At 58.9% G+C, this 13,014-nt stretch carries 10 protein-coding genes; all 10 read right to left on the bottom strand.

The features are described from left to right. Positions 1 to 107: 107 nt before the first annotated feature. Entirely contained in the window at positions 108 to 596 is a 489-nt protein-coding gene (locus AAAB35_RS13595; protein WP_340668805.1) for a universal stress protein, read from the bottom strand. 55 nt (positions 597 to 651) lie between these two features. Next, positions 652 to 1,731 (bottom strand): tryptophan--tRNA ligase, encoded by a 1,080-nt coding sequence (gene trpS, locus AAAB35_RS13590; RefSeq protein WP_340668803.1) that lies wholly within the window; start codon positions 1,729 to 1,731, stop codon positions 652 to 654. Positions 1,732 to 1,837: 106 nt separating this feature from the next. Continuing rightward, positions 1,838 to 2,224, bottom strand: coding sequence for a VOC family protein (locus AAAB35_RS13585; RefSeq protein WP_340668802.1), 387 nt, complete (start codon positions 2,222 to 2,224; stop codon positions 1,838 to 1,840). Further along, on the bottom strand, positions 2,221 to 3,819 hold the full coding sequence (gene murJ, locus AAAB35_RS13580; protein ID WP_340668801.1) for a murein biosynthesis integral membrane protein MurJ: 1,599 nt from the start codon (positions 3,817 to 3,819) through the stop codon (positions 2,221 to 2,223). Before murJ ends, AAAB35_RS13585 begins: the two co-directional genes overlap by 4 nt. Then, positions 3,820 to 6,633, bottom strand: a complete 2,814-nt coding sequence (locus AAAB35_RS13575) for a [protein-PII] uridylyltransferase (protein WP_340668800.1) — start codon at positions 6,631 to 6,633, stop codon at positions 3,820 to 3,822. A gap of 88 nt (positions 6,634 to 6,721) precedes the next feature. Beyond that, positions 6,722 to 9,379 carry a DNA mismatch repair protein MutS gene (gene mutS, locus AAAB35_RS13570; RefSeq protein WP_340668809.1) on the bottom strand — a complete coding sequence of 886 codons (2,658 nt, stop codon included), beginning with the start codon at positions 9,377 to 9,379 and terminating at the stop codon, positions 6,722 to 6,724. Between the two features lie 183 nt (positions 9,380 to 9,562). Then, positions 9,563 to 10,402: a GNAT family N-acetyltransferase gene (locus AAAB35_RS13565; protein WP_340668808.1), complete on the bottom strand. Its 840-nt coding sequence runs from the start codon at positions 10,400 to 10,402 to the stop codon at positions 9,563 to 9,565. 181 nt (positions 10,403 to 10,583) lie between these two features. Then, a complete protein-coding gene (lspA, locus tag AAAB35_RS13560; RefSeq protein WP_340668807.1) occupies positions 10,584 to 11,087 on the bottom strand; it encodes a signal peptidase II in 504 nt (167 codons plus the stop codon). A 12-nt stretch (positions 11,088 to 11,099) separates the two neighbouring features. Then, positions 11,100 to 11,969 carry an RNA methyltransferase gene (locus AAAB35_RS13555; RefSeq protein ID WP_340668798.1) on the bottom strand — a complete coding sequence of 290 codons (870 nt, stop codon included), beginning with the start codon at positions 11,967 to 11,969 and terminating at the stop codon, positions 11,100 to 11,102. Then, complete coding sequence (locus tag AAAB35_RS13550) at positions 11,966 to 13,000, bottom strand: class I SAM-dependent rRNA methyltransferase (protein ID WP_340668806.1); 1,035 nt, start codon at positions 12,998 to 13,000, stop codon at positions 11,966 to 11,968. Before AAAB35_RS13550 ends, AAAB35_RS13555 begins: the two co-directional genes overlap by 4 nt. Positions 13,001 to 13,014: the final 14 nt, after the last annotated feature.

Raw genomic sequence — 13,014 nt, 5'->3', positions numbered from 1 at the left:
GGATAAACATGGCGAGTCTCGCGTGTCAGTTTAGAATTGTTCAAAAGCGATATAGGCCTTAAAACCCAACTCTTCAAGTCAGGATTGTATCACGTTTTGCTGCGGGATCAGGTAATCGCGTCGATGTCCTCGTCGGAAAGATTGTAAGGCACGACGGTGACTGGAATGGAGAAGGATTCGCGCCCGGCCAGAGACTGCACGAGCGGCCCCGGACCTTCCTTGCCTGAGCCCGCAGCGAGCACGAGAATGGCGATATCCTGGTCGTCCTCGATCAGCTTTTGGATTTCTTCCGATGTAAGCCCCTCGCGCACGACGAGTTCGGATTCGATCCCAATCGTCTCGCGGACATTGGCGGCAAACTTGCTCAGCGTCGCGCTTGCCCGCTCCTGCGCCTCCGCGCGCATGATCTGCTCGACACCGAGGAACGCCTGAAAATCGGCCGTATCGATGACGAAGAGCAGCAGCAGCACGCCTCCGGTGGTCTTGGCACGACGCGAGGCATAGGCAACAGCCCGCTCGCATTCCGGCGTTTCATCGATGACGGCGAGAAATTTGCGGCGATGCCCCGCTTCACGGCTGAGACGTTTCGATACCATGTGCCCGTTTCCTGCCCTGACCGATGTGATTGTTCATCGCCTGCAAGACCCGGTCCTAGTCTTGCAGGAACCCGATAATATCACGCACATTGCGCAACGTCTTCTCGGCGAGAACGGCTGCGCGCTCGCCGCCATCCTTCAAAACCGCGTCGACATAGTCAGGATCCGCCGAGATTCTGCGCATTTCCTCGGCAATCGGCGCCAGACGCTCGACCGCGAGGTCTGCGAGCGCCGGCTTGAACACGGAAAATTGCTGACCGCCGAAATCGCTGACCACTTTCGCCTTGTCCGCGTCGATCAGGGCCGCGTAGATACCGACCAGGTTGTCTGCTTCCGGGCGATCCTTGAGACCGTCGACGTCCGACGGCAAGGGTTCGGAATCGGTCTTGGCCTTGCGGATCTTCTTCGAAATCGTGTCGGCATCATCGATGAGGTTGATACGGGAAAGGTCGGAGGGATCGGATTTCGACATCTTCTTGGTACCGTCGCGCAGGCTCATGACACGTGCGGCAGGTCCGCCGATGACGGGTTCCGTCAATGGAAAGAAACTGGCTATCGTCTCGTCACCCGACTGCGTTTCGACGCCGAGGCCGAGTTCGGCGATCCGCTCCGAGAAATCCGTATTGAACTTCTGTGCGATGTCGCGTGTGAGTTCGAGGTGCTGCTTCTGGTCTTCACCGACCGGAACATGGGTGGCGCGGTACGCGAGGATATCGGCAGCCATCAGGTTCGGGTAGGTAAACAGCCCAACCGAGGCGTTCTCACGGTCCTTGCCGGCCTTGTCCTTGAACTGCGTCATGCGGTTCAGCCAACCCATGCGGGCGATGCAATTGAACACCCAGGCTAGCTCGGCATGCTGACGCACGCGGCTCTGGTTGAAGACAATGTGCTTTTTTGCGTCGATGCCCGAAGCAAGGAAAGCGGCGGTCACTTCACGCGTATTGCGCATCAGCTCGACCGGGCCGCCCCACACTGACATAGCTTGAGTGATCGCATGCTGGTCGACCACGCAATAGATGCAATTATAATCTTCCTGCAGAGCGACCCAGCGCCGGATTGCACCCAGATAGTTACCGAGATGCAGATTACCGGTTGGCTGGACACCGGAAAAGACGAGCTGTTCAAACGTGCTCATGAATAGTCCTTGATCGTTCGGGGATCGGGCTTGCGGGCGCGAAACGCAATGAAGCGCGGTTTTGGCAGAGGCACACGCAGTATTCAAGCCCTATCGATATTATGGATTACTTGAGTTCCAACAGATCCCACTTGTTGCCGTACAGATCCCTGAAGACGGCGACGCTTCCATAAGGCTCGTGGCGCGGTTCTTCGAGGAAGGTCACGCCGGCCTTCATCATTGCTTCGTGGTCGTTTGCAAAATCATCCGTATAAAGAAACAGCGCAACCCGCCCGCCGGTTTGGTTGCCGACGGATGCTTCCTGCTCGTCTCCATCTGCCTTGGCAAGGAGGAGGCGCGCGCCGCCGTCGCCCGCGATCACAACCACCCAACGCTTCGCATCCGCAAGCGGCTTATCCTCGACAAGCAGAAAGCCCAGTTTGCGCGTGAACCAGTCGATGGCTTCGTCATAGTCGCGAACGACGAGCGTTATCAACCCGATGTGACGGCTCATGACGCCGGATCCGTCGGCGAGATTTCAGGGGCCTTCGCACGGCGCTTCACATTGCGGCGGATCATTGCAAGGCTCGCGCCGCCGGTGCCGAAGGCAAGTGCGAAATAGAGGATCATCGACAACGCGACCAGCGACATCACCGCGACGGCCTGAGTATAGAGTGGGGCGTGGGGCGCAAGGGAGGGCCCCATCCAGACGATTGCGTAGTGAAGTCCTAGCCCCATGAGAGCCGCCGATATCAAGAGGCGTGGAATACGGGTGAGTAGGGGAATGTCGCGGCCCCAGTGACCCCGCCAGACCAACGTCGCAAACAGCAGCACGGCATTGACCCAACCGGCAACGATCTCAGCGGTGGCAATGCCGGTTTCGTGGATGATGGGGAAGAGGGTGAGCGCAAGGGAAACGTTAACAACCACCGCGACGGCTGCAAAGATCATAGGGGTGCGCGTATCCTCGCGCGCGAAAAACCCGGGGAGAAACGCCTTGATCAGGACAAACGCGGGAAGGCCAAGACCATAGACGGCCAATATGTTGCCGACCGTATGGGTCGAACTCGCTGAAAAGTTGCCGCGCTCGTAGAGCATGCGAACGATCGGCTCTGACATGACGAGGAGCGCTGCGGCGGCAGGAAGCGTCAGGAACAAGGTGAATTCGACCGAGCGATTCTGCAGGCTTGCCGCCTCCTTGAGGTTGCCGGAGCGCAGGGCGCGCGCGAGTTCCGGCAGGAGAACGGTGGCGACGGCGATGCCGACAACGCCGAGCGGCAATTGGTAGATGCGGTCTGCATAGGCGAGCGACGAAATCGCGCCTGATTTTGCCGAAGCAATGTTGGTGTTTATCAAAAGATTGATCTGCGTAATCCCACCCGTGACTGCGGCCGGAAGCGCCAGGACCAGCAGACGTTTCACATTCTTCGTGAGGTGCGGCAGGCGGAAGCCGATGGATATGCCGGCATTGCGCACCGCAATCCAGACGATTGCGAGTTGCACCAGACCCGAAGCCATGACACCCCAAGAGAGGGCATACCCAACCGCCCTGCCGTCCTGTCCGGTGAACCAGGCGTAGCCAAGGACGCCGATCAGGATAATGTTGAGAAACACCGGCGCGATCGCTGCGGCGAAATAACGGTGCAGCGAGTTCAACATGCCGCTCATCATCGCCGCCAGCGACATGCAGGCGAGATAGGGGAACATGATGATTGCCATGCGCACCGTATTGTCGAACTTCATCGGGTCCTCGACAAAGCCCGGCGCGATGACATAGCGCACGATCAGTGGCATCGACACTTCCATCAGGATGGTGAGTGTCAAAAGCACGGTGAAGAGGACGCCGAACACCTCCTCGGAGAAGCGCCTTGCCCCATCGAGGCCATTGGCTTCGATCTCCTTGGCAAAGAGCGGCACGAAGGCGGCATTGAACGCTCCTTCTGCAAAGAGCCGGCGGAATGTATTCGGAAAACGGAAGGCCGCGTTGAATGCGTCGGCGATCGGGCCGGTACCGAGCGCGCTCGCCATCAGCATTTCGCGGGTGAAGCCAAAGACGCGGCTCATCAGCGTACCGGATGCGACCGTCGCAAATTTCTTGACGAGACTCATCTATTCCGCCGTCATGAGGATGTTTTGCCGTTGGGGCTGAGCAGTCGTTATATCGCCTTCGCCGAAGAGGGCGAGCAGCTTCTTGCGGATCCGATTCTGTCTGGCCGTATTGGTAACCTTCTGGCCGACAAGATCGGTCACGTAGAAGACGTCGATGACCTTCTCGCCGAAGGTCGTCACATGCGCAGAGGCGATATCCAGCGACAGGTCGGAAATGATGCCGGTGATTTCCGAAAGAAGACCTGGCCGGTCCAGCCCTTCAACTTCGATGACGGTGAATTTGTTTGAGAGCGTATTGTTGATCTCAACGCTGGGGGCAATGCGGAAAGCCCGTACGGCGCGCTTGGGCTTGGTGCGTGCTGCCAGCATTTCCGGAAGATAGCTGCGCCCTGAAAGCACATCCTCGATGAGGCGGCCAACATTCTTCGCCCTCCGCCGCTCGTCATCATCGGTCGAAAATTCGCGGCTGATAAGGATAGTGTCGAGTGCCCGTCCGTCGCTGGTCGTGAAGATCTGTGCATCAACAATATTGGCGCCCGCCGCTGCGCAGGCGCCGGCAATGATCGAGAGCAGGCGCGGATGATCGGGCGAAAGAACGGTGATCTCGGTGACGCCCTCGAAATCATGGGTCTTAACCATGGTGGAGAGCGCCTTGCCCCCGGCATCGGATTCGCGAATGAAATTCGCGTGGCGGATCTGATCGTCGAGGCTGACCGTGAGGAGATAGTTTTGATAATGCAAAGCGAGGTAGGACTGGCGCTCGATCTGCGGCCATGAAGAGAGCGCATGTTCAAGCTGCGCGCGCGCGTGTTCGGTGCGCTCCTTGCGCGGAACTTCGGAAAAGCCGCCGGTCAGGAGCAACTCCGTCTCGTAGAAGAGGTTACGCAGCAGTTGGCCCTTCCAACCGTTCCATACGCCAGGGCCCACCGCCTTGATATCGCAGATGGTGAGGATCAGCAGCAGCTTCATCCGGTCGAGCGATTGCACGATCTCGGCGAAGTCTTCGATCGTTTTGCGGTCATTAAGGTCGCGCGATTGCGCCACCCTACTCATGGTAAGATGTTGTTCGACGAGCCAGGCGACAGTCTCGGTATCGGCCTTGGAAAGGCCAAGCCGGGGTCCAAGCCGCCTTGCAATGCGGGCGCCGGCGACGGAGTGATCCTCGGGACGCCCCTTGGCGATGTCATGGAGCAGCAACGCCACGTAGAGGATATTGCGATCCTTCTTCAAGCCCGGCATGATCTGGTTGGCCAGCGGATGTTCCTGGCCGAGGTCGCCATGGTCGATCTCCGACATAACGGAGATACAGCGCAGAAGATGCTCGTCGACCGTGTAGTGATGATACATGTTGAACTGCATCATCGCGACGACCTTGCCGAAATCGGGAATGAACTTGCCGAGTACGCCGGATTCGTTCATCCGCCGCAAGATCAGCTCCGGATTACGCTCCGAAGTGAGAATTTCGAGAAAAAGCCGATTCGCTTCAGCGTTTTCACGCAGCTCTGCATTGATCAGCGACAGTGAACGCGTAACGAGCTGCATGGCATCCGGATGAAACTCGAGCCCATGCTGGTCGGCAAAGTGAAACAGGCGGATAAGGTTGATGGGGTCCTTTTCGAAGACGCCGTCATTGGCGATGGTGATACGATGGTTGTCGACGACGAAATCGCTCGTACCGGCAAGCTTGCGTTTGCGCCGGGAGAAAGTCAGGAAAATCCGATTGAAGCCGGGCACGTGCTTGGCCTGCTCTTCCTCCAGCGCCGCGCAAATGATCCGGGTCAGATCGCCGACCTCCTTGGCAACGAGGAAGTAGTGCTTCATGAAGCGTTCGACATCACGCTGCCCCGGATGGGCCGTATAGCCAAGCCGCTGCGCAATTTCGCTCTGGATGTCGAAGGAAAGGCGCTCCTCCGCCTTGCCGGTCAGGAAGTGCATATGGCAGCGGACGGCCCATAGAAGGTCCTCCGCCTTGCGAAACTTGTTGTGCTCGGCTCGCGAAAGTACGCCGAGCCTGACAAGGTCATCGCTGGTCTTGACGCGGTAATAATATTTGGCGATCCAGAACAATGTATGCAGGTCGCGCTGGCCGCCTTTGCCCTCCTTGACGTTGGGCTCGACTAGATAGCGTGTCGCGCCGGCCTTGCGGTTGCGAGCATCGCGTTCCGCGAGCTTGGCTTCGATGAATTGGGGTCCCGTTCCCTTGACGACCTCATCATCGAAGCGCCGTTCCAGCGTGGTGAATAGTTCCTCATTGCCGCAAATATAGCGGGCTTCGAGAATACTGGTGCGGATCGTCATATCTGCCAGCGACAGGCGGATGGACTCATCGAGATTGCGCGTCGCATGACCGACCTTGAGCCCGGCGTCCCACAGCATGTACAGAATATATTCGACGACCTGTTCGCCCCAGGGCGTCTGCTTGTAGGGCAGGAGAAATAGTAGGTCGATATCCGAGCCGGGTGCAAGGGCACCGCGTCCATAGCCGCCCACGGCGACTATGCTCATTCGCTCAGCTGTAGAGGGGTTTACCGCAGGATAGACATGGGCGACCGCGAATTCATAGACCGCGGATATGATCTGATCCATGAGCCAGGAAAGCCGCATGGCGCAACGCGTCCCGCCAGCGTCCTTCATCAACAGCGCTTCGGCCGTCTTGCGTCCCGATGCGAGTGTTTGCTTGACGAGCTGCAGCACGTCGTTGCGATCGACGGATGCTGCCCCATTGTCCTTCGCCGCCTTGACCAGATCTTCAAACTGTCGATGAAGTGTGGTGGGGTTGACGATCTGTTCCAGTTTCAGGTCTGAGGCGTTCATGAACACGACTTTATGAATGATCGCCCGCTATAGCGCGAAATTACTTCAAACGGAATGACTTCATTTGAAGCAGGTGAAGCAGGCCATTTCATGAGTTGATTGTGGCTAGGCCTTTCAAGCGGTAGAGCACTTCGAGGGCCTCGCGCGGCGTCATCTCGTCCGGATTGACGCCTGAGAGAGCGGTAACCAGCGCGCTGTCCTTGGCCTGCGCCGGCCTTGGCGGTTGGCGCTTCACCTCAACGGAGAATAGCGGCAGATCGTCGATGAGTTTATCTGCCTTGCCGGTCGTATTGCCCGCCTCGAGCTGGTGAAGCACGTCGCGGGCGCGGTTGACGACCGCTTCCGGAAGTCCGGCGAGACGCGCCACCTGGACGCCGTAGGAACGGTCGGCCGCTCCTTTGGCGACTTCATGCAGGAAAACCACGTCGCCATCCCATTCCTTGACCCGCATCGTCACGTTGCTGAGGCGGCGAAGCTTCTCCGAAAGAGCCGTCATTTCATGGAAATGGGTCGCGAAGATCGCCCGGCACTGGTTCTTCTCGTGCAGATACTCGACCGCCGCCCAGGCAATCGACAGGCCGTCGAAGGTCGCCGTGCCGCGCCCGATCTCATCGAGAATGACCAGCGACCGATCGCTTGCCTGGTTAAGGATCGCGGCCGTCTCCACCATTTCCACCATGAAGGTGGAGCGGCCACGGGCAAGGTCATCGGACGCGCCGACGCGGGAAAACAGGCGATCGACGATGCCGATATGGGCCGAGCCGGCGGGAACGAAAGAGCCCATTTGTGCGAGGATCGTGATCAGGGCGTTTTGGCGCAGGAACGTCGATTTACCGCCCATATTCGGGCCGGTCAGGAGCCAGATCGCGCCTCTGCCGTTCCCTTCGGGCGAAAGGTCGCAATCATTGGCGACGAAGGGGTTGGCCGCTTGCCGGCGCAGCGATTGTTCGACCACCGGATGACGTCCGGCAACGATAGCAAAAGCGAGACTGTTATCGACGATGGGACGGCAATAGCCTTGTTCTTCCGCAAGGGCGGCAAGTGATACGGAAACATCGAGCGCGGCGAGCGCCACTGCTCCAGCCCGGATCGCCTCAGCGTTGGCAACCGTTTCCTGGGTCAGCCGCTCGAACACGTTAAGCTCGATGCCAAGTGCGCGGTCCGCCGCATTGGCGATCTTGGTTTCGAGTTCCGCGAGTTCCGTAGTGGTGAAACGCATTGCATTGGCAATGGTCTGGCGATGAATGAACTTCGCCCTGGCGGCATCCGTATCGGTCATCACCGAAGCATTGTTGGCCGTCACTTCGATGAAATAGCCGAGCACATTGTTGTGCTTTATCTTCAATGACTTGATGCCCGTCGTCTCCATGTAGTTAGCCTGGAGACCCGCAATGATGCGGCGCGAATGGTCGCGAAGTGCGCGCATTTCATCAAGTTCGGCATTGTAGCCAGACCGCACGAAGCCACCATCCCGCTTGAGGAGCGGGAGCTCATCGGCAAGCGCCTCTTCGAGATGCCGGAGGAAATCACGCGGCAAGTCCGCCAGGCTATCGCGCACATTGGCAAGTTCTACGGGGAGAATTTCGGTTCCGATGATACGGGCGATCTCGTCGGCAGCTTCGAGCCCACGGTCAAGGGCGCCGAGATCACGCGGGCCGCCACGCCCCACAGCGAGCCGCGAAAGCGCACGCGGCATGTCCGGGACGCCTTTCAGGGTCTCCCGTACGACATCGGCGAGCGATTGGTGGAGCAGGAAGAAGGATATGGAATCGAGGCGCGTCGAAACTGCTTCAGGACTCGTCAGTGGCGCGGTGAGACGCTCGGCCAGAAGCCGGGCGCCGCCGCCGGTGACAGTGCGATCGATCGCCTTGAGCAGGCTGCCATCACGATTGCCTGAAAGGGTGCGCAAAAGTTCAAGGTTGGCACGCGTGGCGGGATCGATGAAGAGCGATGAGCCTTCCGACTCGCGCTCCGGCCGCATGAGCGGCGGACGCTCCGCGATCTGCGTCTTCTCGACATAGGCGATAGCGCCGGAGATTGCGGAAAGTTCCACTCGCGAGAACTGGCCGAATCCGTCGAGGGTCCCAACGTCGAAATAGCGCTGTATCCGGTTTTCGGCGGTTGCGCTGTCGAAAAGGCTGGATGGCTGCGGCGACACCGATCGGCCGAGAATGTCGAAGACAGGCCGTAACTCCGGATCGTGGAAGACGGGATCGGCAACGATGAGTTCGCGCGGTTCGACCCGCAAGATGTCGGCAAGTAGGCGTGAGGCATCGGTTTCGCTGACGCGGAAGGTGCCGGTCGAAATATCGATCCAGGCAAGTGCAAACTGGCCCTTTCCGGCGCCCTTCACGCGGCCGAGCGTCATCAGGTAATTGGCTTCGGAGGGATCGAGGAGCTTCTCCTCGGTGATTGTTCCGGGCGTTACGAGGCGGACGACGTCACGCTTGACGACGGATTTCGCCCCGCGCTTCTTGGCTTCCGCCGGATCTTCAATTTGCTCGCAGACGGCGACCCGAAAGCCGCGCGCAATCAGCTTCTGCAGGTAGTCGTCTGCGGCATGGACCGGCACGCCGCACATCGGAATGTCTTCGCCGAGATGCTTGCCGCGCTTGGTCAGCGTAATGCCAAGTGCGCGCGATGCTTCGACCGCATCGTCGAAGAAGAGCTCGTAGAAATCGCCCATGCGATAGAACAGGAGACTATCGGGATTCGTCGCCTTGATCTCGATATATTGCTCCATCATCGGCGTCGGCCGCGCCAATGGCTCAGCGTCGTAGGCGGGCGTTTCGATTATGGTTGCCAGCTCGGCCAATGCGCTCTCCTGATAGACCCTTGTCCGATCAGGAGCAATCTATGCGCAAATGCAGCATTTACCCACCTCTGTAGCGGGTATCTTGCGCTCTTCTCCACAGATGATCGGTCTTCGTCAGGTGAAGCGCTTGGCTTCCGCAGCATAATGGCTGATATAGCGCTCGGCGATACGGCTCACGGGGAGGATGATCAAAACATCCGTGGTGCCAAAATCGTGGTCGACGACAGCGCCATCACCAATCATCGCGCCAAGGCGCAGATAGCCCTTGATCAACGGCGGCATGGCGAACATGGCGACACGCGGGTTGATCGCCTCTGCGGGAACCAGATCCATCGGCTGGTAGCGGTCAGGCAGCGCACGTACATCCCAATCATTCGTTGCTCGAAAATTGTGGTGAAGGAACGACAGCTGTAGGGCGTGTGCGGCCGGAACGGTGCCCTGAAACGATGCGCATCCAAACATGACGCCGATCGAATGATGACGGCAATATGTCCAGATGCCCTGCCACAGCAGTTCAACGGTGCGCTTCGACCGGTATTCCGGCAGAACACAGGATCTACCAAGCTCAAGGAAGCGCAAGTCCGGCTTGGCGTTGACGAGGCTATCGATCGAATATTCGCTGGCTGAATAGAAGCCGCCCGTTTCGAAGGCGCGCTCCGAACGAAGCAGGCGGTACGTACCGACGATCTGCTTGTGCTTGGGGCCGGCGATTGACGTGTCGTAGACAAGGAGATGATCGCACACCGGATCGAATCGGTCAGCGTCGCGCTGCTCCAGTGTCGCCGATCCCTTGGCGCCGAGTTCGTCGAAGAAAACCTTGAAGCGAAGCTGCTGTGCCGACTCGATCTCGTCCTCGGTCTGGGCAAGGCATACCTCCATCGTGCCGATGCGACCGAGCACCGAAACGAGACTTGGCGCCATGGAAGGCGAGGGCGTTGAATCAACCTGCGGCATCATGCGCTGATCTTTAGTAGTTGAAGCACGTTCAAGCAAGACGATGCTCATGTCGGTTCGCTCTTAAGGGAGGTTGATCGGTCGTCGGTCGCCTCCTGAATACTACAAATCAATGACGGCAGCATGACGTGAGTTGCAGCGCGCTGCACCCAGCGATGACATGGGGCGATTTCCGCCAAGTTCAGTTCTTGCCGGGCTCACCCCTGCCAGTCCGGCGCTCACGCAGCCAGACGATAACTTCCTCGATAACGACGAGCGCCGCGCCGACCGAAATATAGGCGTCCGCAAGATTGAAGACGGCAAATGACCAGGTCGGCAGGTGAAATAAAATATAGTCGATAACGTAGCCGTGGATGCTGCGGTCGATCAGGTTGCCGACCGCGCCTCCGATTATCAGGGCGAAGCCGAAGCGGGAGAGCCAGCGCGTTGCCGCCGTCGACCACCAGAGATAACTGACGAAGCAGATGATGACGATCGTGAGTGCGATCAGGGCCAGATCGTGGAGCCCGCTGAGCATCGAAAAGGCAATACCGTTGTTGTGAACGCGAAAGAGGGCCAGGAAGGGCAGGACATCGATCTGCTGCTGGTAGTCCATGCCCGTCTCGATCAGATATTTGATGATCTGATCGCTGATGACGGCAAACGCGACCACCGCCAATAAACCATAAGCTGCCTTGGTTTTCATCATTCTCTTGTCTCAGTTTCCGCCATCGAGCTTTAAAGCATCGCGTCTTATCTCAAACAGCATGATCCCGGTTGCAATGGCAAGGTTGAGCGAGTCCGCCCGTCCTTCCTGGGGTATGCGGGCAAGCTCGTCGCAGCTTGCCGCCAAGTGGTCGGGCAAGCCCTGCTGCTCGTTACCCATCAGCAACATTACTGGCCGGTTTGCGTAAGGAATAGTGCGGTAATCGACAGCCCCCTTGAGATGCGTTCCAACGACCAATCCGGCAAAGCCCTTTCGCCAGGAAAGGAATTCGGCTTCGGTGGCGCGGGCGAGCGGAACGGCGAACACGGAACCCATGGTGGCGCGTACGGTTTCCAATGAAAATGGATCGGTGGTATCGCCTATCAGGACAATGCCCTTGGCGCCGACGGCATCGGCCGTACGAATGATCGTCCCGAGATTGCCCGGATCGCGCACCCGATCAAGCGCAACGTAGACGTCATTGCCGTGCGGTTTGATAGTGGCAAGCGGCTGGACTTTCTGTTCGAAGACACCGACGACCATTTGCGGATTGTCGCGCCGCGTGATCGCGGCGATGATCTTTTCACTAACCTCGAGAACGTCGCCGCCCTTGGCGATGGTGCGCGCCGCCACCTGTTCGACGGGGGAATTGCCTTTGCCCGCCTTGGAATAGACGAGCGTCCGAATCGTCCAGCCGAGATCAAGTGCGTCGATGATCAGCTTCAGCCCTTCCGCGAGAAAGACGCCCTGCTGGTCTCGATACTTCTTCATCGCAAGGGCGCGCAAATCCTTGACGATCGGGTTGGTCAGGCTCGTGACTTCCTTGACCTTGCCGGGGCGGGCTAGTCCCGTACCCCGATGGTGGTCGTCATGTCGTGTCATGTATTGCCCCAGCGGCTGAAAAGCGAGGTGGAGAGCGCGCGCTCCGACGAGCGTTCGCGCAGGATGAGTTCGCCTGACTCCACCGTGCCGCCAAGACCGGTGAAAGTATCGCGCATCAGTTCATGGATCGCGAAGAACGACGCTCGGATGGAATAGGCTGTCAATACGACAGCAAGCGGATTTGGCGAGAGAATGGCGCGGCAGAGGTCAACCATATCCGGCAGATTGTCGAAGAGTTGCCAGACCTCACCGCCAGGTCCGCGGCCGTAGGCGGGAGGATCGAGCAGGATGATATCGTAAGAGCTGCCACGGCGTTCCTCGCGCATCACGAACTTCATGGCGTCTTCGCAGATCCAGCGGATGGGCTTGCCTGAAAGGCCGGCCATTTCCTGATTCTCCCGGGCCCAAGCAATGGCTTTCTTCGAAGCGTCCACGTGGGTGACTTCCGCGCCAGCGCGGGCGGCGACAAGCGAGGCAACGCCTGTATATCCGAAAAGATTGAGCACTTTAACCGGCCGTTTGGCCTTGCGGATCAGGCCGTTCATGTAGGCCCAATGGGTTCCCTGCTCGGGAAATACCCCGACATGCCGGAACGAAGTGAAGCGGCCATAGAATGGCAACCCGTCAAAGGCAAGCGGCCAAGTTTCGCCGAGCGGTATCTTGGGGAAATGCCAACGTCCGACGCCTTCTTCGTCCGTATTGCCGGTGAACACAGCATCCGCCTTGTCCCATTCGGTCCTGTCCCAGGCTGGCAGCCAAATCGCCTGACCCTCGGGCCGGACAATACGGTATGGTCCATATTGCTCGAGCTTCAGGCCATTGCCGCTATCAAGGAGAGCGTAGTCATTGGAAGGCTGGGTTTCGAGAATTAGGCCCGTTCGCTCCTGTGGGCGTGCCCCGGACCGACGAACGAGCAGGCGTTTCGGCGAAGCTTCCTTCGCGGCGCTTTGTGCGGGCATGTCGATGGCGGGCGTGCGCGCTTGTTTAGCAAATTGCGGGCGCGGCTTCGTTGGGCCTTGCCGTTGAGCAATGCCTCTCGCGGGGC

The sequence above is a fragment of the Phyllobacterium sp. genome (assembly GCF_037994425.1).
Taxonomy (GTDB): domain Bacteria; phylum Pseudomonadota; class Alphaproteobacteria; order Rhizobiales; family Rhizobiaceae; genus Phyllobacterium.
The sequence above is the reverse complement of the archived record's forward strand: the minus strand, read 5'-3'. Positions and strand labels throughout refer to the sequence as shown.

Bases quoted from the DNA above. Each gene is read 5' to 3' on its own strand.
- AAAB35_RS13575 (WP_340668800.1), bottom strand. From the start codon at position 6,633: ATGAACGCCTCAGACCTGAAACTGGAACAGATCGTCAACCCCACCACA.
- AAAB35_RS13595 (WP_340668805.1), bottom strand. From the start codon at position 596: ATGGTATCGAAACGTCTCAGCCGTGAAGCGGGGCATCGCCGCAAATTT.
- mutS (WP_340668809.1), bottom strand. From the start codon at position 9,379: ATGATGGAGCAATATATCGAGATCAAGGCGACGAATCCCGATAGTCTC.
- murJ (WP_340668801.1), bottom strand. From the start codon at position 3,819: ATGAGTCTCGTCAAGAAATTTGCGACGGTCGCATCCGGTACGCTGATG.
- AAAB35_RS13585 (WP_340668802.1), bottom strand. From the start codon at position 2,224: ATGAGCCGTCACATCGGGTTGATAACGCTCGTCGTTCGCGACTATGAC.
- trpS (WP_340668803.1), bottom strand. From the start codon at position 1,731: ATGAGCACGTTTGAACAGCTCGTCTTTTCCGGTGTCCAGCCAACCGGT.
- AAAB35_RS13555 (WP_340668798.1), bottom strand. From the start codon at position 11,969: ATGACACGACATGACGACCACCATCGGGGTACGGGACTAGCCCGCCCC.
- AAAB35_RS13565 (WP_340668808.1), bottom strand. From the start codon at position 10,402: ATGCCGCAGGTTGATTCAACGCCCTCGCCTTCCATGGCGCCAAGTCTC.
- lspA (WP_340668807.1), bottom strand. From the start codon at position 11,087: ATGAAAACCAAGGCAGCTTATGGTTTATTGGCGGTGGTCGCGTTTGCC.